This window comes from Micromonospora sp. WMMD734 (genome assembly GCF_049178975.1).
Lineage (GTDB): Bacteria > Actinomycetota > Actinomycetes > Mycobacteriales > Micromonosporaceae > Micromonospora > Micromonospora wenchangensis.
In genome coordinates, this window is sequence record NZ_JBMHMK010000001.1 from 1,923,369 (window position 1) to 1,949,925 (window position 26,557).

23 protein-coding genes are annotated in these 26,557 nt (G+C 73.7%); 13 read left to right on the forward strand and 10 right to left on the reverse strand.

The window, feature by feature from the left end; genetic code table 11:
* Window positions 1–276: 276 nt before the first annotated feature.
* Complete coding sequence (locus ACN267_RS08010; RefSeq protein WP_421488307.1) at window positions 277–1,539, reverse strand: MFS transporter; 1,263 nt, start codon at window positions 1,537–1,539, stop codon at window positions 277–279.
* On the reverse strand, window positions 1,536–2,108 hold the full coding sequence (locus tag ACN267_RS08015; RefSeq protein WP_204960704.1) for a winged helix-turn-helix domain-containing protein: 573 nt from the start codon (window positions 2,106–2,108) through the stop codon (window positions 1,536–1,538). Before ACN267_RS08015 ends, ACN267_RS08010 begins: the two co-directional genes overlap by 4 nt.
* A 327-nt stretch (window positions 2,109–2,435) precedes the next feature.
* On the opposite strand from ACN267_RS08015, the gene ACN267_RS08020 reads away from it, so the two are divergent.
* Window positions 2,436–3,290 carry a hypothetical protein gene (locus ACN267_RS08020; RefSeq protein ID WP_421488308.1) on the forward strand — a complete coding sequence of 285 codons (855 nt, stop codon included), beginning with the start codon at window positions 2,436–2,438 and terminating at the stop codon, window positions 3,288–3,290.
* Between the two features lie 25 nt (window positions 3,291–3,315).
* Here ACN267_RS08020 and smpB read toward each other — a convergent pair whose 3' ends face one another.
* Window positions 3,316–3,819 (reverse strand): SsrA-binding protein SmpB, encoded by a 504-nt coding sequence (gene smpB, locus ACN267_RS08025; protein WP_204960706.1) that lies wholly within the window; start codon window positions 3,817–3,819, stop codon window positions 3,316–3,318.
* Between the two features lie 83 nt (window positions 3,820–3,902).
* Here smpB and ACN267_RS08030 point away from each other — a divergent pair, with 83 nt between their 5' ends.
* The 4 genes from ACN267_RS08030 to nhaA all read left to right on the forward strand — a co-directional run bounded on the left by ACN267_RS08030 (window position 3,903) and on the right by nhaA (window position 8,716).
* A complete protein-coding gene (locus ACN267_RS08030) occupies window positions 3,903–4,442 on the forward strand; it encodes a DinB family protein (protein ID WP_421488309.1) in 540 nt (179 codons plus the stop codon).
* Between the two features lie 97 nt (window positions 4,443–4,539).
* On the forward strand, window positions 4,540–5,208 hold the full coding sequence (locus ACN267_RS08035) for a class I SAM-dependent DNA methyltransferase (RefSeq protein WP_281897305.1): 669 nt from the start codon (window positions 4,540–4,542) through the stop codon (window positions 5,206–5,208).
* 65 nt (window positions 5,209–5,273) lie between these two features.
* Window positions 5,274–7,175: a molecular chaperone HtpG gene (gene htpG, locus ACN267_RS08040; protein ID WP_421488310.1), complete on the forward strand. Its 1,902-nt coding sequence runs from the start codon at window positions 5,274–5,276 to the stop codon at window positions 7,173–7,175.
* 185 nt (window positions 7,176–7,360) lie between these two features.
* Window positions 7,361–8,716, forward strand: a complete 1,356-nt coding sequence (gene nhaA / locus ACN267_RS08045) for a Na+/H+ antiporter NhaA (protein ID WP_421488311.1) — start codon at window positions 7,361–7,363, stop codon at window positions 8,714–8,716.
* A 16-nt stretch (window positions 8,717–8,732) separates the two neighbouring features.
* On the opposite strand, the gene ACN267_RS08050 is transcribed toward nhaA, so the two are convergent.
* From ACN267_RS08050 to ACN267_RS08070, 5 genes are all read right to left on the reverse strand, one after another.
* Window positions 8,733–9,815: an ABC transporter ATP-binding protein gene (locus tag ACN267_RS08050; RefSeq protein WP_421488312.1), complete on the reverse strand. Its 1,083-nt coding sequence runs from the start codon at window positions 9,813–9,815 to the stop codon at window positions 8,733–8,735.
* Window positions 9,797–10,627: a molybdate ABC transporter permease subunit gene (gene modB, locus ACN267_RS08055; RefSeq protein ID WP_204960780.1), complete on the reverse strand. Its 831-nt coding sequence runs from the start codon at window positions 10,625–10,627 to the stop codon at window positions 9,797–9,799. Before modB ends, ACN267_RS08050 begins: the two co-directional genes overlap by 19 nt.
* On the reverse strand, window positions 10,603–11,391 hold the full coding sequence (gene modA, locus ACN267_RS08060; RefSeq protein ID WP_204960781.1) for a molybdate ABC transporter substrate-binding protein: 789 nt from the start codon (window positions 11,389–11,391) through the stop codon (window positions 10,603–10,605). Before modA ends, modB begins: the two co-directional genes overlap by 25 nt.
* A gap of 44 nt (window positions 11,392–11,435) precedes the next feature.
* The gene (locus ACN267_RS08065) at window positions 11,436–11,861 is read right to left on the reverse strand and encodes a TOBE domain-containing protein (protein WP_204960712.1); all 426 of its coding nucleotides are present in this window, start codon (window positions 11,859–11,861) and stop codon (window positions 11,436–11,438) included.
* A 222-nt stretch (window positions 11,862–12,083) separates the two neighbouring features.
* The gene (locus ACN267_RS08070; RefSeq protein WP_421490531.1) at window positions 12,084–12,839 is read right to left on the reverse strand and encodes a hypothetical protein; all 756 of its coding nucleotides are present in this window, start codon (window positions 12,837–12,839) and stop codon (window positions 12,084–12,086) included.
* Between ACN267_RS08070 and ACN267_RS08075 the strand changes: the two genes are divergently transcribed.
* Window positions 12,744–13,612 (forward strand): IS5 family transposase gene (locus ACN267_RS08075; RefSeq protein ID WP_282273828.1). Its coding sequence is split into 2 segments (ribosomal slippage): window positions 12,744–13,086 and window positions 13,086–13,612, totalling 870 coding nucleotides; the frame shifts between segments, so codons are not numbered across the junction. The two genes, ACN267_RS08070 and ACN267_RS08075, sit on opposite strands and share 96 nt — an antisense overlap.
* Here ACN267_RS08075 and ACN267_RS08080 read toward each other — a convergent pair.
* Complete coding sequence (locus ACN267_RS08080; RefSeq protein WP_421488313.1) at window positions 13,514–15,082, reverse strand: M4 family metallopeptidase; 1,569 nt, start codon at window positions 15,080–15,082, stop codon at window positions 13,514–13,516. The genes ACN267_RS08075 and ACN267_RS08080 overlap by 99 nt on opposite strands.
* 450 nt (window positions 15,083–15,532) lie before the next feature.
* Between ACN267_RS08080 and ACN267_RS08085 the strand changes: the two genes are divergently transcribed.
* The 7 genes from ACN267_RS08085 to fxsT all read left to right on the forward strand — a co-directional run bounded on the left by ACN267_RS08085 (window position 15,533) and on the right by fxsT (window position 25,589).
* Window positions 15,533–16,435, forward strand: coding sequence for a DUF4231 domain-containing protein (locus ACN267_RS08085; protein ID WP_421488314.1), 903 nt, complete (start codon window positions 15,533–15,535; stop codon window positions 16,433–16,435).
* A 137-nt stretch (window positions 16,436–16,572) separates the two neighbouring features.
* Window positions 16,573–16,704, forward strand: a complete 132-nt coding sequence (locus tag ACN267_RS08090; protein WP_255554030.1) for a hypothetical protein — start codon at window positions 16,573–16,575, stop codon at window positions 16,702–16,704.
* The gene (locus ACN267_RS08095; protein WP_204960715.1) at window positions 16,676–19,003 is read left to right on the forward strand and encodes an FxsB family cyclophane-forming radical SAM/SPASM peptide maturase; all 2,328 of its coding nucleotides are present in this window, start codon (window positions 16,676–16,678) and stop codon (window positions 19,001–19,003) included. Before ACN267_RS08090 ends, ACN267_RS08095 begins: the two co-directional genes overlap by 29 nt.
* Window positions 19,000–19,788, forward strand: coding sequence for an aminoglycoside N(3)-acetyltransferase (locus ACN267_RS08100; RefSeq protein ID WP_281897317.1), 789 nt, complete (start codon window positions 19,000–19,002; stop codon window positions 19,786–19,788). Before ACN267_RS08095 ends, ACN267_RS08100 begins: the two co-directional genes overlap by 4 nt.
* 74 nt (window positions 19,789–19,862) lie before the next feature.
* The gene (locus ACN267_RS08105) at window positions 19,863–20,543 is read left to right on the forward strand and encodes a TIR-like protein FxsC (protein WP_204960717.1); all 681 of its coding nucleotides are present in this window, start codon (window positions 19,863–19,865) and stop codon (window positions 20,541–20,543) included.
* Window positions 20,530–21,693, forward strand: coding sequence for a TIR-like protein FxsC (locus ACN267_RS08110; protein WP_204960718.1), 1,164 nt, complete (start codon window positions 20,530–20,532; stop codon window positions 21,691–21,693). The genes ACN267_RS08105 and ACN267_RS08110 overlap by 14 nt, the downstream gene beginning before the upstream one ends.
* A complete protein-coding gene (fxsT, locus tag ACN267_RS08115) occupies window positions 21,690–25,589 on the forward strand; it encodes an FxSxx-COOH system tetratricopeptide repeat protein (protein WP_421488315.1) in 3,900 nt (1,299 codons plus the stop codon). The genes ACN267_RS08110 and fxsT overlap by 4 nt, the downstream gene beginning before the upstream one ends.
* Here the strand turns inward: fxsT and ACN267_RS08120 are convergent.
* Window positions 25,583–26,533, reverse strand: coding sequence for an alpha/beta fold hydrolase (locus tag ACN267_RS08120; RefSeq protein ID WP_421488316.1), 951 nt, complete (start codon window positions 26,531–26,533; stop codon window positions 25,583–25,585). The two genes, fxsT and ACN267_RS08120, sit on opposite strands and share 7 nt — an antisense overlap.
* Window positions 26,534–26,557 lie beyond the last annotated feature (24 nt).

A 26,557-nucleotide genomic window follows, 5' to 3' on the forward strand; every position in this document is an offset into this window, starting at 1 on the left:
GCCTGCCTCCGGCCCGACGCCCGGGTCGGCCCCCTCCCGCATCGCGCCGGCACGCCCGCCGCCAGACGCACCGCGCCCTGCCACCTCACCGCGCCTTGGCCCCATCCCACCCCCGCCCCATCCCATCCTTGCCCTGCCCCGGTCCACCTCGCCCCGGTGATCAAGAAGTTTGCGTCAATTGATCAAGAGGTTTGCGTCAACTTCGATCTTCAAGTTGACGCAAACCTCTTGATCACCGGGAACCGGGAACGGGAACGCGAACGGGGCGGGGGTTGGTCAGCTGACGGGTGTGGGGGTTTGTGCCTGGTGGTTGGGGGTGTTCGGGTGGTCGAGTGTGCGCCATGGGCCGCCGAGTAGCGGGGTGAGCACCACCAGCAGGTAGCAGCCGCCCACGGTGACCAGGACGGGTGTGGTGCCGAAGCCGTCGACGGCCACCCCGGCGGCGAACGCGCCCAACGGCATGCCGGCCCAGCAGCCCGCCCCGATCACCCCGAACACCCGGGCCCGCAGGTGGGCCGGCACCCGTTCCAGCTCCACCGCGCCGAGCAGCGGGTTGATCGCGCCGGCGGCGAAGCCGGACAGGGTGAAGACCGCGATGATCCAGGGCAGCGGCGGCGCGGCGGCCAGCGCCCAGAAGGGCGGCGCACCGGCCAGGGCGAACGCGGTGACGAGGGTGGCCCGGCGGGGCAGCCGGTGGCCGACCGCGCTGAACAGCAGCGACCCGGCCAGCGCGCCGCCACCCATCGCGCCGACCAGCAGGCCGAACGCCGTCGCTCCGCCGAGTTCCCGGTCGGCCACCACCGGCAGCAGCACGCTGCTCTTGGTCGCGTCGAGGAAGTTGGTCACCAGCACCAGCAGCACCACCGCGCGCAGCAGCGGCTCCCGGGTCAGGAACCGCACCCCGGCCGCGAATTCCCGCCAGTAGCCGCCGCCGGTCGGGTCAGCCGGCATGGCCGGACGCAGCGATCGGGGCACCAGCACCGTCACGACCAGCGCGGAGACCGCGAAGGTGACGGCGTCCAGGGCCAGCACGGGGAGCGCGCCGAGGCCGGCGACGAGCAGACCGGCAATCGGGGCGCCGATCAACCGGGCGCCCCGCTCGCTGGCCTCGTACCAGCCGACGGCCCGTTCCAGCGGCACCCGGGCGGCGGTGGCCGCCTCCGGCAGCAGGGCGTTGCGGGCGGTCTGCCCGGGGGTGTCGAGCAGGCCGCTGGCGAAGACCAGCCCGAGCAGCGCCCAGAACGGCAGGCCGACCGTGGCGTCGAGCAGTGGCACCGCGCCGACCGTCAGCGCCGACACCACGTCGGCCAGGACGCTGGCCCGGCGGTAGCCGATCCGGTCCACCAGCACCCCGCCGAGCGCGCCGCCGAGCACCATCGGTACGGCGGCGACCGCGCCGGTGAGGCCGGTGGCGGCGGGCGAGCCGGTCTCGGCGAGCACATAGAGCGGCAGCGCGATCAGGGTGAGCATGTTGCCGGTGAGCGAGACCGTGTGACCGACCAGCAGGCCGACCAGCGGGCCACGGCGAGGCGGCGTCACCGCTGGTCCCGGAAGGCGTGGTACATCAGCGACACCGTCTCGGCCCCCGGCCGGGCGGGATCGCTTCGGGCCTGCCAGCGGGCGGCCAGCGCCTCCAGCTCGGCCCGCAGTTCGATCAGCTCGTCGCTGGTCAGGTGCAGCCAGGAGTCGGCGCTGGCGGTGCCGCGCACCCACTGCGGGTCGAGGGTCGCCTCGACGTCGAGGTAGTGGCCGAGGCGTTCCGCGTACCGGTCGAGCACGGCGCGGCGCAGCAGGTCGGAGGCGGCCCGGCGTTCTGGGTCGGCGAGCACCTCGACCGGTTCCCAGGACGTTCGGGCGTGGGTCGCCCGCCACCAGCGTTCCCGACGGTCCCGGGCGTGCTCGGGGGCCTCCTCGACGAAGCCGTGCTCGGCCAGCTTGCCCAGGTGGTAGCTGACCGAGCCGACCGCCTCGTCGATGGCGTCGCTGAGCATGCCGACGCTCTGCGGGCCCCGGACCCGCAGCTCGCCGAGCAGTCTCAACCGGGTCGGGTGGGCCAGCGCGCGCATCGCCCGGGGATCGGTCAGGTGCCGGGTGGGTTCCTCGGTCATGCACCCACCATAGAAGTACAAGACATGAAGTACAAGAAGTCTCGTGGAATGGCGGTGCGCGTCGGGTCGGCGACGCGCTGCGGGGCGCGGACGCGCCGGGGACAATGCGACGGAGCGACGGCTGACGCGGACCGGCCGGGATCAGAAACCGGGAACACCGGGACCAGGAACAGAGGCGGTGCCGATGACCGAGCCGGCGGTGACCACAGCAGCCGGGCCGCTGGCATCCACCGGCCCGGAAACAGGAGCCGCAGACTGGCCAGAAGCCGGGGCCGGGGCCGGGCCGGGAGCCGTAGCCGCAGCCAGGCCGGGAGTCGGGGGCGGGCCGTGACGGCCGGCCTGGCGCTGACCTTCGCGCTCGGCGCGGCGTTCGGCTACGGCGTCGGCTCGGTGCTGCAGGCCGTCGGGGCCCGGCGCGGGGCCAGCACTCTGCGCGCCCTCGGGCACCCGCTCTACCTCGCCGGCCTGGGCTGCGACACGCTGGCCTGGCTCGCCTCCCTGGTCGCCCTCCAGAAGCTGCCCGTGTACGCGGTCCAGTCGGTCACCGCCGGCTCCCTCGCCGTCACCGTGGTCGTCGCCCGGATCGTGCTCGGCGCGCGGCTGCGCCGCCGGGACACCGGGGCGATCCTGCTCACCGTCGCCGCCCTCACCGTCATCTCGCTGGCCGCCGGCCCCGAACCACCGGTCACCGCGTCGACGGCGCTACGGGTCGGCCTGGCCGGCGCGGCGGTGCTGACCGCGATCGCCGGCCTCGCCGCGCTGCGGGTCGCCCGGCCGGTCGTCGCCGCCACCCTGGCCGGGCTGGCCTGGGGGATCACCGCGCTGTGCGCGCGGGCGCTCACCCCGCCACCCGACCCGCTGGGCCACCCCGGCGCGGCGGTCCGGGACCTGCTGCGGGAGCCGGTCAGCTGGGGACTGGTCGTCTCCGGGGTGACCGGGACGGTCCTCTACGCGCACGCGCTGCGGCACGGGCCGGTCGGGCCGGTCACCGCCGTGCTCTGGGCGGTCGAGATCGTCGTCCCGTCGGTCGCCGGGGTGCTGCTGCTCGGTGACGGGGTACGCCCCGGCTGGTTGCCGTGGGCGGTCCTGGCCACCCTGACCACCGTGGCTGCGGCGATCGTGCTGGCCAGCGCGCCGGGCACCGCGGACACCGCCGGGGCGGACGACCGCGCCCCCGGCTGAGCCCGCAGGGCACTCCGGGAGAAGGTCAGCCCGGCCGGTGGCCCTCGCCGGCCGGTCGCCGACCCTTGAGCCGGCGGCCCAACTCCCTGGCGATCTCCCGGTTCGCGTCGCGTTCGGCGAGCACCTGCCGCTTGTCGTACGAGCGGCGGCCCCGGGCCAGCCCGATCTCCACCTTGGCCCAGCCGTTGCTGAAGTACATCGACAGCGGCACCAGGGTCACCCCGGGGTCACGTAGCTTCTCCAGGATCCGGGCGATCTCCACCCGGTGCAGCAGCAGCTTGCGGGTCCGCCGGGGCTGGTGGTTGGTCCAGGTGCCGTAGCCGTACTCGGCGATGTGCAGGCCGTACAGCATGATCTCGCCGTCGCGTTCCTGGGCGAACGCGTCGACCAACGACACCCGCCCCTCGCGCAGCGACTTGACCTCGGTGCCGGCCAGCACGATGCCCGCCTCGTAGGTCTTCAGCACGGTGTAGTCGTGCCGGGCCTTCTTGTTGACGGCGACGGGCCGGCGCTCCGCGTCCCGCGACACCACGACCACCCCCACCCGGATCTGCCAGCGGCGTACACCCTACCGCCGACGCCGGCCCGGCACCCGCGTGGCAGGATCGCCGCATGTCGGAGTGGGCGGCGATCACGCCGGAGGACCGGGACTGGACCTTCGTCATCGACGACGGGTGCGCCGAGTGCGGCTTCGTGCCGCAGCGGGCCGACGCCACCGGGGACCGGCTGCGCGCCACCGTCCCGGTCTGGCGGGAGGCGCTGTCCCGGCCCGACGCGACCCGGCGGCCCGCGCCGACCGTCTGGTCGCCGACGGAGTACGCCTGCCACGTGCGGGACACCTGCCGGATCTTCCGGGGCCGGCTGGCGTTGATGCTCGACGAGGACGACCCGGTCTTCCCCAACTGGGACCAGGACGCCACCGCCGTCGAGGACGACTACTTCCACCAGTCCCCGGCCCGGGTGGCCGGGGAACTCGCCGCCCAGGCCGAGGCGACCGCCGCCGCGTTCGACGCCATCACGCCCGCGCAGTGGGACCGGCCGGGCCGGCGCAGCAACGGTTCGGTGTTCACCGTCGGTCGCTTCGCCGTCTACTTCCTGCACGACGTGGAACACCACGTGTACGACGTCACCCGCCCGGCGACCCCCAGCTGACCCGGAGGCGACGTCGCCGGTGGGCCGGCGTCGGGGTGGGGCCGGGCGGTGTGGCGCAGCCCCGGGAAAGGCCGCCCGGCCGGTAGGGTCCGCGGCCGTGACCGACGTCGACTTCCTCGCCGAGACCCGCGCCTCCTACGACACCATGGCCGCCGGGTACGCCACCCGGTTCCGGGCCGAGCTCGCCGCCCGCCCGGTCGACCGGGGCATGCTCGCCGCGTTCGCCGAGACCGTCCTGGCCGGTGGCGGTGGCCCGGTGCTCGACGTCGGCTGCGGCCCCGGCCGGATCACCGGCCATCTGCGCGCCCTCGATCTGACCGTCACCGGGCTCGACCTGTCCCCCGGGATGCTGGCGCAGGGCCGGCTCGCCCACCCCGACCTGCGCCTCGTCGAGGGGTCCATGCTGGACCTGCCGGTGGCCGACGGCGTGCTGGCCGGGCTGGTCGCCTGGTACAGCGTCATCCACGTGCCCGACGAGTGGCTGCCCCGGGTGTTCGCCGAGTTCCGCCGGGTCCTCGCCCCCGGCGGGCACGCCCTGCTCGCCTTCCAGGTCGGTGACGAGACGGTCCGCTACACCGAGGCGTGGGGCGAGCCGGTCTCGCTGGCGTTCCGTCGCCGCCACCCGGACCAGGTGGCCGCGTTGCTGCACGCCGCCGGGTTGGCGGAGCAGGCCCGGATGTGGCGGGCGCCGCAGGAGTTCGCCGGGGCGATGGAGCGTACCCCGCAGGCCTGCCTGCTGGTCCGTCGGGACGACGACCGGGCGTGACCGGGCCGCCACGGCACCTCGTATCCTGTTGCGCGGATCTGGCCCGCCCGTACGAGGAGGTTGGTGTGAGCAGTCGGACCGAGACGCTGGAGTTCCAGGCGGAGACACGCCAGCTGCTGCAACTGATGGTGCATTCCATCTATTCGCACAAGGACGTCTTCCTGCGCGAGCTGATCTCCAACGCCTCCGACGCGTTGGACAAGCTGCGGTTGGAGTCGCTGGTCGACTCCGACCTCGACGTCGACACCTCCGACCTGCACATCGAGCTGGTGACCGACCCACAGGCCCGGACCCTCACCGTGCGGGACAACGGCATCGGCATGTCCCGCGAGGACGTCGTGTCGCTGATCGGCACGATCGCCCGCTCCGGCACCGCCGAGCTGCTGCGTAAGCTCAAGGAGTCCAAGGAGAGCGCCGGCGGCGAGCTGATCGGCCAGTTCGGTGTCGGGTTCTACTCGACGTTCATGGTCGCCGACCGGGTCACCCTGCTCACCCGGCGGGCCGGGCAGACCGAGGGCACCCGCTGGGAGTCCACCGGCGAGGGCACGTACGTGGTGGAGACCGTGGACGACGCCCCGCAGGGCACCTCGGTCACCGTGCACCTCAAGCCCGCCGACGACGAGGACAACCTGCACGACTACGCCGACCTCGCCACGGTCCGGCAGATCGTGAAGCGGTACTCGGACTTCATCGCCTGGCCGATCCGCACCACCGTGCCGGGCGTCGACGGCGGCGAACCCACCGAGGAGACCCTCAACTCCCGCAAGGCGCTCTGGGCGCGCTCGCGCGACGAGGTCGCCGAGGAGGAGTACCGGGACTTCTACCGGCACGTCAGCCACGACTGGACCGACCCGCTGGAGACCATCCACATGCGCGGGGAGGGCACCTTCGAGTACGAGGCGCTGCTGTTCCTGCCCGCGCACGCGCCGTACGACCTCTACCAGGCCGACGGCCGGCGCGGGGTGCAGCTCTACGTCAAGCGGGTCTTCGTGATGGACGACTGCGCCGCGCTGATGCCGAACTACCTGCGCTTCGTCAAGGGTGTGGTGGACGCGCACGACCTGTCGCTGAACATCTCCCGGGAGATCCTCCAGCAGGACCGGCAGATCCAGATCGTGCGCCGCCGGCTGGTCCGCAAGGTGCTCGCCACGGTCAAGGAGATGCGCACCGCCGACCCGGAGAAGTTCACCACCTTCTGGGGCGAGTTCGGCCGGGTGGTCAAGGAGGGTCTGCTGGAGGACGCGGACAACACCGAGACCCTCCTCGACCTGCTGTCGGTGGCCTCCACCCACCACGACACCGACCCCACCACCCTGGGCGGGTACGTGGAGCGGATGAAGGACGGCCAGACCGAGATCTACTACGCCACCGGCGAGAGCCGCACCATGCTGGAGAACTCGCCGCACCTGGAGGCGTTCCGGGCCAGGGGCTACGAGGTGCTGCTGCTCACCGACCCGGTCGACGAGGTGTGGGTGGAGCGGGTCGGCCAGTTCGACGGCAAGCCGCTGCGCTCCATCGCCAAGGGCCAGGTCGACCTGGAGACCGAGGAGGAGCGCAAGGACACCGAGGTCGCCCGGGAGCAGCAGAACAAGGAGTACGCCGAGCTGCTCACCTTCCTCGGCGGGGCGCTCGCCGACACGGTCAAGGAGGTCCGGCTCTCCTCCCGGCTGACCACCTCGCCCGCGTGCATCGTCGGCGATGCGCACGACATCACCCCGACGCTGGAGAAGATGTACCGGGCGATGGGGCAGGAACTGCCCCCGGTCAAGCGGATCCTCGAACTCAACCCGACCCACCCGTTGGTCACCGGCCTGCGCGTCGCCCACCAGCGGGGCGACGACAGCGCGGCGCTGACCGAGACCGCCGAGTTGCTCTACGGCACGGCGTTGCTCGCCGAGGGCGGCGACCTGGCCGACCCGGCCCGGTTCGCCCGGCTGCTCGCCGACCGGCTGGCCCGTACCCTCTGATCCGCCTCCCCTCCCGGCCGGGCAACGGCCCGGCCGGGAGCACCAGGGTTCGGCGGCCGGGGTGCCGGGTACACCGGCCGGCGTCGCAGCGGCGGCGGGTCGCCGCAGCGGATAGGGTTGGTCCAGGTGTGCCGGGAAGTCTGGTCGGCGGTGGATGACGCGACCCCTGCCGACGAGGAGTTCCTGTGACCAACGCCACCCGGCGACGCTCCAGCCTGTTCGCCCGCCGCTCCTGGGGCGAGACCAGTCGGATCTCGGCCATCCTGCGCCGGGAGACCGTCGGCGGGGCGCTCCTGCTCGGCGGGGCGCTCGTCGCGTTGGTCTGGTCCAATTCCCCCTGGTCGGGGTCGTACCAGGCGCTGCGGGACGTCACCGTCGGCCCGGCCGCGCTGCACCTGGATCTCAGCGTGGCGACCTGGGCCGCCGACGGTCTGCTGGCGGTGTTCTTCTTCGTCGCCGGCCTGGAGCTCAAACGTGAGTTCGTGGCCGGTGACCTGCGCGACCCCCGGCGGGCGGCGGTGCCGGTGGCGGCGGCCGTCGGCGGGGTGGTCGTGCCCGCCGTGCTGTACGCCCTGATCGCCGCCGGGGCGGGTGACGGCGCGGGCCGGGGCTGGGCCATCCCGACCGCCACCGACATCGCGTTCGCCCTGGCGGTGCTCGCCGTGGTGGGTCGTTTCCTGCCGTCGGCGCTGCGGACCTTCCTGCTCACCCTGGCGGTGGTCGACGACCTGCTCGCCATCATGATCATCGCGGTTTTCTACACCGCCGATCTGTCCGTCGTCCCGCTGGTGGGCGCGCTGTTGCCGCTCGCCGCGTTCGGGGTGCTGGTGCAGCGCCGGGTCCGGTCGTGGTGGCTGCTGCTGCCGTTCGCCGTCCTCACCTGGGTGCTGGTGCACGAGTCGGGGGTGCACGCCACCGTGGCCGGCGTTCTGCTCGCCTTCACCGTGCCGGTGCTGCGCAGCGCGGCGGCCGGCGGCCCGGACGCCGGGCCGGGCCTGGCCGAGCACTTCGAGCACCGGGTCCGGCCGGTTTCCGCCGGCATCGCCGTCCCGGTGTTCGCCTTCCTCTCCGCCGGGGTCACCGTGGGAGGGCTCGCCGGGCTGGCCACCGCGTTGACCGACCGGGTCGCGGTGGGCATCGCCGTCGGCCTGATCGTCGGCAAGCCGATCGGCATCCTGGCCGCGACCTGGTTGGTGTCCCGGTTCACCCGGGCCGACCTTGACGAGGGCCTCAACTGGCTCGACGTGCTCGGGCTGGCGCTGCTCGGCGGGATCGGCTTCACCGTCTCGCTGCTGATCGGGGAGCTGGCCTTCGGGCTGGGCAGCGCCCGCGACGACCACGCCAAGGTGGCGGTGCTCGCCGGTTCGCTGGTGTCGGCCCTGCTGGCCAGCGTCATCCTGCGTGCCCGCAGCCGGGTCTACCGGCGGGTGCACGAGGCCGAGCAGGTCGATCTGGACCGCGACGGGGTGCCGGACGTGTTCCAGCCGACGCCATCTGTCCCCGCCCCCGCCGCCGACGACGGCCCGCCCGGCCCGGGGTGACCGCCGCCCCCGGGCGTCAGGGCCCGACCGGGTACGCCCGGGTGTCGCCGGCCGCCACGCTCGCCCAGACCTGCTGCCCGGGCAGCAGCCGCAGCCCGGCGGCGACGGCGGGGGTGACGTCGGCGACGGTGCTGACCGGCCCGGCGAGCTGCACCCGCAGGTGGTCGCCGTGCCGGTGCACCCCGGCGACGGTGGCCGGCCAGGTGTGCGGAGCATCGCCGTCGGGTCGGTCCGGGTGCAGGGTGACGGCGGTCGGTGGGAAGACCACGAAGGCGTCGCCGTCGAGCCGGTCGGCGGTCGGCACGGCGAACCCGTCGGCGAGGTGGACGAGATGCCCGTCGGCCCGACCTCGGAGCAGGTTCAGCCCGACCAGTCGGGCCACGTAGTCGGTGCGCGGCCGGGCGGTGACCGTGGCCGGGTCGCCCTCCTGGACCACCCGGCCGTCCTCGACGATGATCAGCCGGTCGGCCAACGCCAGGGCGTCGAGCGGGTCGTGGGTGACCAGCACGGCCGCCCCGGCGTGGTCGGTGAGGTGGCGGTGCAGTTCGGCGCGGGTGTCCAGCCGGGTCCGGGCGTCGAGCGCGGCCAACGGCTCGTCGAGCAGCAGCAGGGTCGGGTGGACGGCGAGCGCGCGGGCCAGCGCGACCCGCTGGGCCTGCCCGCCGGAGAGTTCCCGGGGCCGCCGTCCGGCGTATCCGGCCAGCCCCACCCGGTCCAGCCAGCGGTCGGCCCGCGCCCGGGCGGCCCGCCGGGGCAGGCCCTGCCGGCGCGGGCCGAACGCGACGTTGTCCTGGGCGGTCAGGTGTGGGAAGAGCAGGTAGTCCTGGAACACCACGCCGACCGGTCGCCGCTCCGGCCGGACGAACCGCCGCGCGTCCGGCTGGTCCAGCACCGTCGAGTCGAGGCGCAGCCGGCCGGCGTCGAGCGGATGCAGCCCGGCGAGGGCACGCAGCGCGGTGGTCTTGCCGGCGCCGTTGGGCCCGAGCAGTGCGACCACCTCTCCGGCGGCGACGTGCAGCCGGACGTCCAGCCGGAACCCGGCCCGGTCGACGACCAGGTGCCCGTCGAGCAGCGGCGGTGTCACGGGCCGCCGATCCACCTGTCGCGGAGCCCGGCGAGGATCACCACCGAGACGGTGAGCAGCACCAGGCTGAGCACCACGGCGGCCTCCAGGTCGGTCTCCAGGGCCAGGTAGACCGCGAGCGGCATGGTCTGGGTCCGGCCCGGGTAGTTGCCGGCGAAGGTGATGGTCGCGCCGAACTCGCCGAGCGCGCGGGCCCAGCACAGTACCGCCCCGGCGGCGACGCCGGGGGCGACCAGCGGCAGGGTGACCCGGGTGAAGGTGGTCCACCGGCGGGCGCCCAGGGTGGCGGCGGCCTCCTCGTAGCGGTGGTCGACGCCGCGCAGCGCCCCCTCCACCGCGATGATCAGGAACGGCATCGCCACGAACGCCTCGGCGAGCACCACGCCGGTGGTGGTGAACGGCAGCGTGACGCCGAAGGTGGCGTCCAGCCAGCCGCCGACCGGCCCGCGTCGGCCGAAGACCAGCAGCAGCGCCACCCCGCCGACCACCGGCGGCAGCACCAGCGGCACGGTGACCAGCGCCCGGACCAGCCGCCGGCCGGGGAACTCCACCCGGGCCAACAGCCACGCCAGGGGTACGCCCAGCGCCAGGCAGAGCAGCGTGGCCAGGGTGGCGCACTGCACCGACAGCCGCAGCGCGGTGAGCACCCCGGGTGCGGTGAGGCGCGGTCCCAGCGACGTCCACGGGGTGCGCAGCAGCAGCCCGCCCAGTGGCAGCAGCAGGAACAGCAACCCCAGGGCGGCCGGTACGAGCAGCGCGACCGGCACCCGTTGACCGGTGCCGCGACGGCGGGTGGACGCGGTCACGGGCCTGCCGGTGGCTGGAATCCGGCGTCGGTGAGGACGGCCTGCCCGGCTGTGGACCGGACCAGCGCGACGAAGGCGCGGGCGGCGGTGGGGTTCGGCGCGTCGGCCAGCACCACGATCGGGTAGTCGTTGCCGGCACGGGCGGACTCCGCGAACTCGATGCCGTCGACCTCCCGGTCGGCTGCGCGGGCGTCGGTGCGGTAGACCAGCGCCGCGTCGACCTCGCCGAGTTTCACCTTGGCCAGCGCGCCCTTGACGTCCTGTTCGAGGGTGACCGGGGTGACCCGTACGCCGGCCGCGTCCAGCGCGGTGGTCGCCGCCGCCCCGCACGGCACCTGGGCGGCGCACAGCGCGACCTTCAACCCCGGCCGGGTCAGGTCGGCCAGCCCGGCGAGGCGCTGCGGGTTGCCCTGCGGCACGGCGATGACGAGCTGGTTGCGGGCGAAGACGGTGGGGGTGCCGGCGGCGTGACCGGCGTCGGTGACGGTGGTCATGTTCGTCGGGGCGGCCGAGGCGAACACGTCGGCGGGGGCGCCCTGGGTGATCTGGGTGGCCAGGGCGGAGCTGCCGGCGAAGTTGAAGGTGACGGTGGTGCCCGGGTATTCGGCCTCGAACCGCCGGCCGAGGGTGGTGAACGACTCGGTCAGCGACGCGGCGGCGAAGACGGTGAGGGTGCCGCGCGGCCCGCCGTCGGCGGCCGGCGCGGTGGTGCCGCCCCCGCATCCGGCCAGGGCGGGGACGGCCACCACGAGGGCGGCGACGACGACCCGGATCCGCTGGCGCACCGGACGGCTGCCGCCGCGCTGTCGGGCGGCCGTGGTGGTGCCGGTCACGGGTCGGTCCTTGCCCTGGCCTGCCCGGTGGGCGCGGGCCGCTCCACCACGACGGTAGTCGACTTGATCACGGCGACGGCCACCGAGCCGACCCGCAGGTCCAGCTCGTCGACGGCCTCCCGGCTCATCAGCGAGACGATCCGGAACGGCCCGGCCTGGATGTCGACCTGGGCCATCACGGTGTCCCGGACGACGGCGGTGACGATCCCGCGCAGCCGGTTGCGGGCCGAGGAGAACTCGGCCCCCTCGTCGGGGGCGGCGGACTGGGCGCGGACGAAGCCGGCCAGGTCCACGCCGTCGACGATGCGGTGGCCGTGGGTGTCCCGCCGGGCGGGCAGCCGGCCGGCGTCCACCCAGCGCCGCACGGTGTCGGCGCTGACCCCGAGCAGCTCGGCGGCCTCACTGATCCGGAACACGCTCACCCGGTCACCCTAGCGGCCTGCATCTGCCCACTGGAAGCGGGATTCCACCTCGCGGACGCGACCCTCCAGGCCTCTGTCGGCTCGCAGTCGCCGGTTGACGGGAGGCTGGCCGGCGGAGGGACGTGGCCGGGAGCAGGCGGGGGCGGGGGAGCGGGTGGGGCGGACACGCCGACGGCCGGCCGTCGCGGGTGCGACGACCGGCCGCTGCCGGCGGTGGAAGGGTCAGCTCAGGGTGAGCGCGGTGTCGTCCACCACGAAGGACGTCTGGAGGCTGCTGTCCTCCACCCCGCTGAACGAGATGGTGACGGTGCTGCCCGCCAGCGCGGACACGTCGAAGCTGCGCTGCACGTAGCCGCTGGCGGCGTTGACGTTGGAGTACGTCGCCAGCGTGGTGCTGCCGGCCTTGACGGTCAGCTTGTCGTACGCCGTGCTGCCCGACTCGGCCGTGTCGATGTGCAGCCAGAAGGACAGCGTGGCCCGGCAACCGGCCGGGATGCTCACCGACTGGGTGAGGGTGTCGGTGTGGGTCGAGCCGTACCCGTTGAGCCACGCCTTGTACGAGCCGCCGTGCGCGGCCTGGCTGGCCGACGCGGTGATCACGCCCGAGGTGGCGGTCCAGCCGGTGGCGCCGGACTCGAAGCCCGGGTTGGTCAGCTTCTGGCCCGAGCAGCCGCCCGAGGTCGGGGTGGGCGTCGGGGTGGAGGTCGCGGTCGGGGTGGGCGTCGGGGTGCCGCCGGTGCAGGTCGGGTCAGCGGACTGGGCGGGCACGCTCACCGCGTCCCAGGCGGCCTTGACCGTGTTGAACTCGGTGCAGCTGCCCGGGTAGAGGGTCTTGGGCGTGTCCTGTCGATCTTGTAGCGGTTGGTCGTTGACGATGTGCCGGTGGTACGTCGTGGTGAGCTGACCGATGAGGCGTGGGCGGTGATCGCCCCGCTGCTTCCCGAGCCGGGCGGTGCGCGGGGGCGGTGGCGGGATCATCGCCAGGTCATCAACGGGATCTTGTGGAAGCTGCGTACGGGTGCGCCGTGGCGTGACCTGCCGGAACGCTTCGGGCCGTGGAAGACCTGCCACGAACGGCTGCGCCGGTGGAGCGCTGACGGAACGTGGGATCGGATTCTCGCGGCGGCGCAGGTCCACGACGATGGCACACCGGTGCAGTGGACGATCAGCATCGACTCGTCGATCGTGCGGGCGCACCAGCATGCCGCTGGCGCCCGTAAAAAAGGGGCTCCACGGCAAGTCCGGCGGCACCTGGTACGCAAGATGGCGAGGCCATCGGCCGATCCCGCGGCGGACTGAGCACGAAAATCCACCTGGCTGTCGACGGACGCGGTCGGCCGTTGTCGATCCTGCTCACCCCGGGCCAGGCCGGTGACAACCCGCAGCTGTTGGCGCTGCTGGATGCGATCCGGATCAACGAGCCCGGGCCGGGTCGGCCCCGCAAGCGACCGGAGGTGCTGATCGCGGACAAGGGCTATGCGCATGACTCGACCCGTCGAGCCCTGCGACAACGCGGGATCCGGCACGTCATCCCGGAACGCTCGGACCAGGTCGCCCGCCGGGCCGCCAAGGGCAGCCACGGCGGGCGACCACCGGCCTTCGACAAGGCGATCTACCGCAAGCGCAACGTCGTGGAGCGCTGCTTCAACCGGCTAAAGCAGTGGCGTGACCTGGCCACCCGCTACGCCAAGCGCGCATCCCTCTACCGGTCCGGCCTGGTCCTCATCGCCGCCATCATCTGGCTTCCATGATCGGCAGGACAGGCCCTTGGCGGCCTGCAACGTCCAGGTGCGGTACTTCAGGTACGACGAGGTGGTCGTCTTGAGCAGCATCGCGTTGTACATGATCTTGATGGCCTTCTGGATGCCGAGGCCGGTCACGGTGCTGCTGTTGCAGGTCGGGCTGGTCGGCTGCCCGTTGGTCGGGTTGCTGCCCATGGCCAGCAGGTAGAACCAGTGGTTGCCCGGACCGGCCGCCGCGTGCACCTCCTGGCTCGGGATGCTGCTGGAGTAGCAGTTCGCGTCACCGAGCGCGGAGGGGTTGTACATGTTGCGGATCGGGCCGCTGCCGACCAGGTTGATCTTCTCGCCGACGAGGAAGTCCGGCGCGTCGTAGGTGGACGGCTCGTTGGCGAACCACTCGGTGGCCGCGCCGAACGTGTCGGCGACGAACTCCTGGGTGTTGCCCCGGGAGATGCCACCGGGGGTGGTGTCGTCGATGCCGTGGCCGATCTCGTGGGCCACCACGTCGAGCGAGCCGATCCACTGCCCGGCGGTGTTCTTGCCGATCTGCACCTGGCTGCCGTCGTAGTAGGCGTTCTGGTCGTTGAGGCCGACCCGGATGGGCCACGCGCCACCACTGCCGTTCGCGCCGTTGCGGCCCAGCCACTGCGACAGCATCTTGTGCTCGGTCTGCGCCGAGAACAGCGCGTCGACGCAGCCGGTCTCCTTGTTGGTGCCGGTGCCGTTGCCCCAGACGTCGTCCGAGCCGGAGAAGGTGGTGTTGTTCGCGGCGTCCTGGCAGCTCAGGTTGGTGGTGCTCGGGTCCTTCAGCGAGTAGGTGCTGCCCGACTGGGTGGTGCTCAGGGTGACCGGCCCGTTCCACGCGCCGGTGCCGGTGCCCCGTACGACGTGCTCCTGGGTGTCCAGCACCGCGCCGGTTGCGGCGTCCACGGCGACGGTCAACCGGCTGGGGCCGTCCGCGCCGGTGCCGGTGACGGTGGTCTCCCAGGCCAGCGTGGGACGCGCGCCGAGGGTGTGCACGACCAGCGCGGTGCCCTCGACGCCGGCGACCGTGCGCAGTTGGGCGCGGGCGGTCCGCTCGGCCGCGGCGGCGGTGAGCTTCGGGGTGGTGGACAGGTTTCCGATGCTCTGCTGCTGGGCGACGGAGGCGTAGGTGACCTCGCCGGTGGCGGTGGTCGCCAGGACGAAGTCACCGCCGACCACACGCAGGCCCCGGTAGGTGCGTTCGTAGGGCACGTACTGGATGCCCTCGGAGGAGATGACCGGCCGTTGCACGAACGCTTCGTCGGCGCTGGCGTGCAGGTAGGCGGGGCGGCTGGCGACCAGCGAGCTGGCCGCGTCGACGGCGGCGGCCCGGGCCTGGGCCGGGTCGGGTACGGGGTGGGACGGCGCGGCCTGGACCGCTGCGGCGGTGCCCGCGGCGATCAGGCCGGCCGCGACCGCGCCGGAGAGCGCGACGAGGCGGGGTGAGAGCGTCAAGGGGGGTGCTCCTGTTCTCGGGCGGCGTCGCGGTGCCCGGTGGGGTCGCGCGCCGGTGCTGCGTGAGGCATGGCCGCGACGGGCGGTCTCCGGGCTGCCGGCGGGCCCGGTGGGGGTGACTGTCCGTCGCGAGTCGCCGGGGGTTGGCGACTGCTGGAGGCACGATCACACGGGCAGGCACCCATATCAATGGGTTGACCCGGGCAACCATGGCCCCCGCCTGCCGAAACCCCTGTTGCCAGGTGATGAACGGCAGTCGTTCGCCCTGGTCTGAACAGGTGATCCCGGTGGATCTCGGCTGGCCGGCCGCCCCAGTTGCGGGTTTTCGCCGGAACGCGCGCCGGATGCGCATACACCCGGTCGACCAGCAGTACGACAACGTCGTCATGTCCGTCGTGCTCGTCCCGGCGGGCACGAGTCGGATGGGCGTCGGTCGCCTACCATGCGGCTGTGCCGGACATCGACGCGTCCCTCGCCGCCGGGCAGGTCTGGCGGGGGCAGGGAGACTGGTCGCGGGCCGCCCGACGGGCCAAACGACGGATCACCACCGGGCGACGGGCGGTCGCCGCGCTGACCGCCACCGCTGCGGTCGCCGGCACCGCGGCGGCCCGGCTGGCCGCTCAAGCGCCCGCCGCCGGCCGGGTACTGGCGCTCGTCGCCGCCGTGTCGCTGCTGCTGGTGCCGGTGCTCGGCCGGCGCGCGTCGCGGGAGGCGGTGGCCGCCTGGACCCGGCTGCGGGCGGTCTCCGAGGCGTCGAAGGCGGAGCTGTACCGCTACCTCGCCCACGTCGCCCCCTACGCCGGCGTCGACGCCGACGCCGTCCTGCTGCACCGCTACGGGCAGCTCGTGGACGGCGTCGGCGACCTGGTCGGGCACACCCTCGACGGCACCCCCGTCGACCGTCCACTGCCGCCGGTCACCGACCTGCCGAGCTACCTCGCCGGACGGGTGCAGCGGCAGGTCGACGGCTACTACCTGCCGGCGGCCCGGCAGGCCGGCCGCGCGGCCACCCGGATCGGCCGGGCGGCGACCGCGTTGACCGTCCTGGCCGCCGTGCTCTCCGCCGTCGCCGGGGTGTTCGGCGACGTGCTCGGCCTGACCGCGTGGGTGGGGGTGGTCGCGACGGTCACCACCGCGCTGGTCGGCTACGGCGCGGCCGAACGCTACGAGCAACAGCACCTGGAGTACGCCCGCACGGCCGACCAGTTGACCCGGCTGCGGCTGACCCGGGAGGCCGGCCTGGGCTGGACCGACGACGAGGCGTTCGTCGCCGAGGCCGAGCGGATCATCGCCCAGTCCAACACGGCCTGGATGGCCCGGATGATCGAGGACGATGGCGCTACGCAGCAGTGACATCACGGGCCGTGGCAGCTAGCATCGTCGATATCCGTGATTGTCGTCGACGTGGACGGACGCCCGTCCACCTCCGACACAGATGGGGGCCCGACGTGGACCGCACCCAACGCCCGTCCGATCCGTTCCCGACGCCGATGAGCGACGTACGCCGGACGCCACTCGGCCAGATCCCGGTCGAGCGCGCCCTCGCCGTGGCGCGCATCGACGACCGCCGGGCCACCCACCCGACCCGGGTCGATGTCGCATCCTTCGGCTCGCACGTCTGACCCGGCCACCGCGCCCCGCGCCCCGGTCGCCCCGCTCAGCCAGTACGTCCTCAAGCTGACCAGCCGGTGCGACCTGGCGTGCGACCACTGCTACGTCTACGAACACCCCGACCAGTCGTGGCGTCGTCAACCCCGGCTGATGACGCCCGACACGGTCGAGGCCACCGCCCGGCGGATCGCCGAACACGCCGCCACCCACCGGCTCGGCGTGGTGCGGGTCGTCCTGCACGGCGGGGAACCGCTGCTGGCCGGCGCGGCCCGGCTCGCCACCACCGCCGCCACCCTGCGCCGGGTGATCGCCCCGGTGACCCGGCTCGACCTGCGGATGCAGACCAACGGCGTGCTGCTCACCCCCGAGATCGCCGACGTCCTCGTCGCCCACGACGTGGCGGTGGGCGTCTCCCTGGACGGTGACCGGTCGGCCAACGACCGGCACCGCCGGTACGCCAACGGCGCGAGCAGCCACGACCAGGTGCGCCGGGCGCTGGCCCTGCTGCGCCGCCCGGCGTACCGCAGCTCCTACGCCGGGCTGCTGTGCACCGTCGACCTGGCCAACGACCCGCTGCGGGTCTACCAGGCGCTGCTCGCCGAGCAACCGCCCCGGATCGACTTCCTGCTGCCGCACGCCAACTGGGACCGGCCACCCGCCCGCCCCGACGGGGCCACCACCCCGTACGCGGACTGGCTGCTGACCATCCACCGGCGCTGGCTGGCCGACGGCCGGCCGGTGCCGATCCGGCTGCTGGAGTCCCTGCTGGCCACAGCCACCGGCGGCAGCACCGGCACCGAGGCGGTCGGGCTCGCCCCGGCGGATCTCGTGGTGGTGGAGACCGACGGCAGCTTCGAGCAGGTCGACTCGCTCAAGTCCGCCTTCCACGGCGCCGCCGCCACCGGCCTGGACGTGTTCCGGCACACCGTCGACGAGGCGGCGGCCCACCCCGGCATCGCCGTCCGCCAGTCCGGACTGGCCGGCCTCTGCGCCACCTGCCGCTCCTGCCCGCTGGTACGCCGCTGCGGCGGTGGCCTGTTCGCCCACCGGTACCGCTCGGGCACCGGTTTCGCCAACCCGTCGGCCTACTGCACGGACCTGGCCGCGTTGATCCGGGCCACCGCCGTCCCCGCCGGGTCGCCGTCACAGCAGCCGGCCGACACGTTGCCCCCCGCTGTCCTGACCGACCTCGGCTCCGGGCGGGGCGGCCCCGGACCGGTGGGTCAGCTCGCCGCCGTCCACCACGGCATCGCCCGGGCGCTGACGGTCGCGCTCAGCCCCGCCGCCACCGCCGACCCGGTCGCGGCGGCCGGCTGGCACCTCCTGGTCGCACTGGACGTGTCCGCCCCCGACGCCGTCGACCACGTGCTCACCCACCCGTTCGTCAGGCGGTGGGCGCAGCGCTGCCGGGCCGGCGCGGCAGGCGACCTGTCGCACCTCGCCGCCGTCGCCGCCGCGGCAGCGGTCCGGGCCGGCGTCGACGCCGAACTCGCGCTGCCGGTGCGGGCCGGCGCGGTGCACCTGCCGACGCTCGGCGCGATCATGGTGGACACCGACGCCGCGACGGTGCCCGTCACCATCTCCACCGGCGGTGTCACGCTGCGGGCCGGCCGGCGACGGGTCCGGGTCCGGCCGGCCGGACCCGGACCCCACCCGGACCGGTGGCGACCCACCCGGGCGGCCCACACCGGCGACGGGACCGTCCTGCTGGAGGACACCGACCCGTACCGGGACTGCTTCGACCTGCCGGTGGCGGCCCGGCTCGCCCCGGCGGTCGCCGACCGCTGGACGCGGCAGGTGCGCCGGGCGGTCGACCGCCTCGACGGCGAGGCCGCCGGCTACGCCGTCGGCGTCCGTGCCCTGCTGCGCGCCGTGGTGCCGCTGCGCCCCGACCCGTCAGGCCGTTCCCGCAGCGCCGCCGCCCGGTCCGCGTTCGGCGCGGTCGCCGTCACCCCGGTCGCCGACGACGCCGCGCTGGCGGTGCTGCTCGTGCACGAGGTGCAACATCTCAAGCTGGACGCGGTGCTCGACGTCTGCGAGCTGTTCGACCCCGCCGACGCCAGGCGGCTGCGGGTGCCCTGGCGCGACGACCCCCGCCCGGTGGAGGGCGCGCTGCACGGGGTCTACGCCCACCTCGCCGTCGCCGACGTGTGGCGGCACCGCCCGGGAGCCGAGGCCGCGGCGCACCACCGACGCTACCGGGAGTGGACCGACACGACGGTCGACGCGCTGCTCGACCTCGGCAGCCTCACCGCCGACGGTGAGCGTTTCGTCGGACGGATGCGCGCCACTCTGGACGGCTGGCGGTGAACGACCGGGCCGGCCTCGCCGCCGACCTGCGGGCGATCGGACTACCAGCCGGCGCGACCGTGCTGGTGCACTGCGCGCTGTCCCGGGTGCGACCCGACCCGGCCGGGCCGGGCACCCTCCTGGCGGCGTTGCGCGACACCCTCGGCGACGACGGCACGGTGGTCGTGCCGACGCAGACCGCCGGCAACTCGGTGACCTCACCGGCGTTCCGGGCCGCCACGGCGGGGATGACCCCGGCCCAGGCCGCCGCCGTCGAGGCGACCATCGCGCCGTTCGATCCGGTGCACAGCCCGGCGCAGGGGATGGGGGCGTTCGCCGAACACGTCCGCCGGCAGGTCGATGCCCGACGCAGCGCCCACCCGCAGACCTCCTTCGCCGCTCTCGGCCCGGCCGCCGCCGCCCTGACCGCCCGGCACGACCTGGACTGCCACCTCGGCGACCGGTCCCCGCTGGGCGCGCTGTACGCCGCCGACGCGCTGGTGCTGCTGCTCGGCGTCGACTGGTCGGTGTGCACCGCGTTCCACCTCGCCGAGTACCGGTGCGCCCGGCCCGCCCCGCACCGGGCGTACCGCTGCTACCTGCGCGACCCGCAGGGCCGCCGGGTCCGCCGGGACTTCCGTGCCCCGCACCTGGACGACGGTGACTTCCCACGGATCGGGGCGGCCGTGGAGGCCGCCGGGGCGGTCCGCTCCGGCCCGGTGGGCGCCGCCGACGGTCACTGCGTACGGCTGCGCCCCGCCGTCGATCTCGCCGTCAGGTGGATTGATGAGCACCGGCTGGCGTGAAGCGGACAGCGCGGGGTTGGCCACTGTCGATACTGTGGTCGGCCGGGAGCGGCGACGCCGGGCGGGAGCGTTAGGTGGCGGAGGAACAGTTCAGGGAGGACGAGCGAGCCCCCGTGTTCTTCCTCAGCTATGCCCGCACCCGCACCCGGGTGGCGGCGCCCCCACGGGACACCAACCAGAAGGTCTTCCAGCTCTTCGTCGACCTCTCCGACCATGTCGTCGAGCTGCTCGGCCTCGGCCCGGGCCGGACGGCCGGGTTCATGGACCGGATGCTCGACGGAGGGCAGTTGTGGACCGACGAGCTCGCCTCCGCCGTCGGCCACTGCCAGGTCTTCATCCCGCTCATCTCCCCGCACTACCTGCGCAGCCAGTGGTGCGCCAGGGAGTGGGACGCGTTCACCAGGCGGCAGGTCGTACCCCGCCCGGACGCCGAGCTGTCGGCGGGGGAGACGCCGGTGATCCCGGTCAACTGGTCGGTGGTGGAGCGCCGACGGATGCCCGAGGCCGTGTCGCGGTGGCAGATGTTCTCCCCCACCCGGTTACCCTCGGACATCGCCCCGCAGTACCACGAGGAGGGCATCTACGGCCTGCTCAGCCTCGGCAGCAACGGCAAGGACGCCTACGACGCGGTGGTCTGGCGGCTGGCCCAGCGGATCGCCCGCGCGTACCGCACGCACTGGGTCGAGCCGGCGGTGCCGACCGACCTGCGGCAGCTGCGCGACCGGTTCGAGGAGGACGGGCATGACCTGGTCTGACACCTCCCCGGTCGGGCTCCCCGGGCAGGAGACCTACTTCTACCTCAGCTACGCGCACTCCGTCCCGCTGTCCGACGCCGCCCGGCCGGACACCGACTACTGGGTCGGCAAGTTCTTCCAGGATCTCGCCACGGCCGTCCGGGACCATCCCCGACGCACCGTCGAGATCGGGGCGGGCTTCTTCGACGGCCAGGTCAGTCCCGGCGTCGACCTGCGTCGTACGCTCACCGACGCGCTCAGCGTCGCGCACGTGTTCGTGCCGCTGTACTCGCCGAACTACTTCCGCAACGGCTGGGCGCTCGGCGAACGGGACTCGTTCCGCAGCCGGCTGACCCGGCTGCCGGCGGGACAGGCCGACCGGCACCTGCTGCCGGTGCTCTGGATGCCGTTACCGTCCTGGGAGGACCGTCCCGAGATCGTCCAGGCGCTGACGTTGACCGACGACCCCGACGACCGCGCCGTCTACGCCGAGAACGGGCTGCGCGCGCTGTGCAAGCTCAGCGCCTACGGCCGGCAGTACCGGCGGCTGCGCGACGCGCTGGCCGACCGGATCGTCCGGGTGACCGAGCAGCAACCGCTCGCCCGGTCCCGGGCGACGACCGTGACCAGCCGGCCGGTCCCCGACGGTCCGGGCGCCACGCTGGTGGTCACCACCCTCGCCGCCGACCGGGCCCGCTGGCGGCCCTACGGCGACCAGCACCAGCTGGCGGTGGCCGACTACGTGGCGGCGACCGCCGAGCGGCTCGGTCTGCCCACCCGGGTGGTCGGGTTGGCCGAGGCCCGCGACCAGGCCCCGCACAGCCCGGCGGTGGTGCTGGTGGACGCCGGGGTCGGGGCCGACGCCGCCCGGGTCGCACTCGACGGGCTGCCGCAGTGGGTGGTCCCGCTCGTCATCGCCGCCGACCATGCGCGTGGCGAGCCGACACCCGAGGAGATCGCCGGTACCTTGCAGGACGCCCGGTTTCCCCGGGTGCTGCCGGTGCGCACCATCGACGAGTTCGAGCGCTGCGCGCCGCTGCTGGTCACCGAGGCGCGCAAACAGTTCCTCCGGCACGGGCCGGTCGATCCGCCGGAGGGCCCGCACGATCCGAAGCCGAGCCTGGGGCCGGTCGGACCGTTCGACGTACGGCGAGGGAAGGCAGAACGATGACTCCACCCCGCGACGGCCAGGTCGTCACCTTCTACTCGTACAAGGGTGGCACCGGTCGCACGATGGCGCTGGCGAACACCGCCTGGATCCTCGCCGCGAACGGCCACCGGGTGCTCGCCGCCGACTGGGACCTGGAATCCCCCGGCCTGCACCGGTTCTTCGCCCCGTTCCTCGACCCGGAGCAGGTCGCCTCCACCGGCGGCGTGATGGACCTGATCCTCGACTACGAGTGGGAGAACGCCCGCCGTCGGCGCGAGGGCGAGGACACCCGCCCCGGCGACTGGCACCGCCAGTACGCCCGGGTCCACAAGCACGCCTTCTCGGTCAGCTGGGAGTTCCCCGGCGGCGGCGTCCTGGACCTGCTGCTCGCCGGCCGGCACAACCCCGACTACGCCACCAGCGTCACCGGGCTGAACTGGGACAACTTCTACAACCGGCTCGGCGGGGCGCAGTTCTTCGACGCGTTGCGGGCCGACATGAAGCGGCACTACGACTACACCCTGATCGACAGCCGCACCGGCATCAGCGACGTCGCCGAGATCTGCACCATCCACCTGCCCGACGTGCTGGTCGACTGCTTCACCCTCAGCGACCAGGGCATCGAGGGCGCCGCCTCGGTCGCCACCCGGGTCCGCGACTACGAGGGCCGCCGCGCCCGCCGGGTGCTGCCGGTGCCGATGCGGGTCGACGAGGGGGAGAAGACCAAGACCGACGCCGGTCGGGCGCTGGCCATGCAGCGGTTCACCGGCCTGCCCAGCGGCATGACCGAGCTGGAACGGCAGGACTACTGGCTCTCCGTCGAGGTCCCCTACCGGGCCTACTACGCCTACGAGGAGACCCTGGCCACGTTCGGCGACGTGCCGGGCAGCCGGGGGTTGTTGTCGGCGTACGAGGCGCTGACCCGGCACATCACCAACGGCATGGTCGCCGGGCTGCCCCGGATGGACGAAGGGCTGCGCCGGCAGACCTTCCAACGCTTCGAACGCAAGCCGGTGATCGTCGACGAGCTGATCGTGCTGCGCTACGTGCCGGAGGACCAGGCGTGGGCGGAGTGGGTGCAGTCCGCGCTGCACGCCGCCGACCTGCGGGTGCTGGCCACCCCGCTGGGCGTCCAGACGACGGTGCCGGCCGGCACGGCCTCCCGCGAGCTGCACCTGGTCTCCCGCTCCTACCTCGCCGCCCGCCGGGCCCTCGGCAACGCCGCCGGGCCCCCGCTGCTCGCGCTGCACCTCGACGACACCACCCCGTCGGTGGACACCCCGCCCGGCAGTTGGGCGACCGTCCACGAGCGCAGCGCCGCGGCCGCCGCCGAGCAGGTGTGGGAACTGGTCGGCCGGCCCGGCGACGGCCGGGACCGCCCGACGCCGGCCACCCGCTACCCGGGCATCGAACCGCTGGTCTTCTACGCCCCGGCGCGCAACGTACGGTTCACCGGGCGGGACCGGTTGCTGCTGAACCTGCGCGAGGAGCTGAAGGCGGCGGCCCGGGAACGGGTGCCGGTGGCGCTGCGCGGCGGGGCCGGCATCGGCAAGACCCAGCTCGCCGCCGAGTACGCCTACCGCTTCCACGGCGCGTACGACGTGGTCTGGTGGGTGGACGCCGACCCGATGCAGTTCATCGACGTCCGTTTCGCCGACCTGGGCCGCCGGCTCGGCCTGCCCGACCTGCAGAACGTGCCGGACAACACCCGGGCGGTGCGGGACTGGCTCAGCCACGGCGGCGGCCGGGGCGTCGACGGGCCACCGCTGCGCTGGCTGATCGTCTTCGACAACGTCGACCAGTACGAGCACGTCCGGGAGTTCCTTCCCCAGGGTGAGGGGCACGTGCTGGTGACCACCCGCAACCCGGACTGGGCCGACCTGGCCCGCGCGGTCGACGTGGACGCCTTCCAGCGCGGCGAGAGCGTCAGTCACCTGATCAGCCGGACCAGCCGCCGGGGCATGACGGTGGCCGAGGCGCAGCAGGTCGCCGAGGCGGTGGAGGACGTGCCGATCCTGGTGGCGCTGGCCGGCGCGTGGCTGGCGGAGAGCCCCGACTCGGTCGCCACCTACCTGGCCGGGCTGGCCCGCACCGGCCCCGACAGCGACGTGTGGGGCCGTTCGCTGGCCGGCCTGCGGGAGCAGTCCCCGGGCGCCTACCGGCTGCTCCAGCTCGGTTCGGTGCTCGCCCCCGACATCGCCCTCGACCTGCTCTACGGCGACCAGGTGGCGAAGGTCATCGCCCCGCACGACCCGCTGGTCGCCGCGCAGGTCACCGACCGGGTCTCCGAACGGGACATCGCCGCGGCGCTGGTCCAGCGGATCAACCGGCTCGCCCTGATCAAGGTGGACCTGCTCGCCCAGCGGGTACAGATCCACCGGCTGCTCCAGGCGGCGCTGCGCTCCCGGATGTCCGAGCGGGAACTGGCCGAGGTCAAGCACGACGTGCACCGCATCCTCGCCGGTTCCCGCCCCTCCGGCGAGGTGGACGACCCGGCCTTCCAGTCCGGTTACCGGCACCTGTGGCCCCACCTGGACGGTTCCGAGGCGGTGTCCTGCCACGACGACACGGTCCGGCAGTTGGTCATCGACCGGGTCCGGTACATCTTCCTCAACGGCGGTTTCGAGCAGGGCGCGCAGTACGCCCGGGAGGCCGACAAGACCTGGACGACCATGCTGGAGGGGTTGTCCCCGGACACCGGCGCCCACCGTTCGCTGCGGGTGCAACTGCTCAACCTGCGCTTCAACCTGGGCAACCTGCTGCGCAGCCTCGGCCGGTTCGAGCAGGCCCGGACCCTCGACGAGGAGACCCTGCGCCAGCAGCAGGACCTGATCGGCGAGAGCCACCCGTACACCCTGATGACCGCCGGGGGGTACGCGGCGGACCTGCGGGCCCTGGGCCGTTACCAGGACGCGCTGGAGCAGGACCTGCTGACCCACGGGGCGTCCGTGGAGGTGTTCGGGGAGGACCACCGGCGCACCCTGAACGCGGCCAACAACCTCGCCGCCTCCTACCGGCTCTCCGGGGACTTCACCCGGGCACTCGACACCGACCAGACCACCTACCGCCGGCTGCGCGTCGTGCTCGGCCCCGACCACCCGCGGACCCTGCTGTCGGCCAGCAACCTCGCCCGCGACCTGCGGGAGACCGGCGACTACCAGGGCTCGGTGGCGTTGCTGGAGGAGGTGATCGAGGGTTACCGCCGGCTCTTCGGCGACCAGTTCCGCGAGTTGCTGATCAACCAGGCCAACCTGGCCGCGTCACTGCGCAGCACCGGCCGGATCGCCGAGGCGGGCCGGCTGCTCGACGACGCCTACCTCCAGCTGCGCGCCACGGTGGGGCCGACCAACCCGGACACCCTGCTGTGCCGGTTGAGCCGGACGGCCAACCTGATGCTCCAGGACCAGGCGGCGCAGGCCCGGTCGGAGCTGGAGGAAATGCAGCGGACGCTCACCCAGGTGTTCGGGGCACGGCATCCCTACACGCTGGTGTGTGAACTCAACCAGGGGGTGGCGCTGTGGGACACCGGGACGCAGGATGAGGCGTACGCGATCACCATGGCCGCGGCCGACGGGCTGCGCGAGGTGCTCGGACCGGAGCATCCGTTCAGCATGGGCGCTGACAACAACGCCGCCGTCTTCACCCTCCTCAGCGGGCAGCCCGAGGAGGGCTTGACCCGGTTGCAGGCCGTGGTGGCCCGGCTGACCGCGGTGCTCGGGGCCGACCATCCGGACACGTTGCGCAGCCTCGGTAACGTGGAGACGGCGCGGCAGGCGGCCAGCGGGGGAAAGGTCAGCATCGGGCGGATACGGCTGGCGGACCGGCTCGCCGACCGGATCGGGCAGGAACACCCGAGTGTGGTGGTGCTGCGCGACGGGCGGTACGTGCGGCGGGTCCTCGACCCGCACCCCTACTGACCGGGCCGGGCACCGATGAGCACGTCGGTGCCCGTCGGCACCTGCCCTTCGCCGAGCCACCGCAGGATGCGGGGGAGTTGCCCCATGGCGTCGAAGTGGGCCGCGCCGGGCTGCACCTCGATCTCCGCCCCGGGAATCCGGGCGGCCAGCCAGCGGCCGTGGCTGGCCGGGGCGAAGGTGTCGTCCGCACCGTGCCACAGCCGTACCGGGGTGACCACGGTGTCGATCGCGTCGAGGTCGAACTTCCAGTCGCGGCGCAACGCCAGCACGTCGTCGATCCAGCCGTACGGGCCGGCCCGCAGCGCCTCCTGGTAGGTGTCGAAGATGATCCCGCGCAGCGCCGCGTCGTTGATCGCCCGACGGTCGGGGGGACCCATCTGCGCCATCAGGTCCCGCAGCAGGAACCGGGGGTCCTCGGCGGCCCGGGCGGCCCGCTGCCGGATCTCCTCGACGACGATCTCGGTGTCCGGGCGGCCGTTGCCGAAGCCCCGCTGGTTGTCGCCGTTCATCCCCTCGAACCAGTCCAGCCCGATGGCCTCCGAGGGGGCGAAGCTCACCAGCACCGCGACCCGGCTCACCCGGCCGCGCAGGCGTTCGTCGGCGGCGCAGGCCAGCGCGTGCGGCCCGCCACCGGAGCGGCCGGCGACCGCGAACCGGTCCAGTCGGAGCTGGTCGGCGATGGCTTCCACGTCCCGCGCGGCGTCGGCCACGTCCCGGCCCTCGAACCGGTCGGAGTCGCCGTAACCGGGGCGGTCGTAGGCGATCAACCGGATGCCCATCCGGTAGAGCACGATGCCCCGGGGTTTCGGCCCCCGGCGGCTGCCGGGTGTGCCGTGCATCAGGAAGACGGGGAACCCGTCGGGAGCACCGGTCTCCTCGTACGCCACCCGCTTGTTGTCCGCGCGGTGGGCGTATCGCGGCCCAGGCTCACCTTCTCGGGTCACTGTAGCCTGCCTTCCAGTGCCACT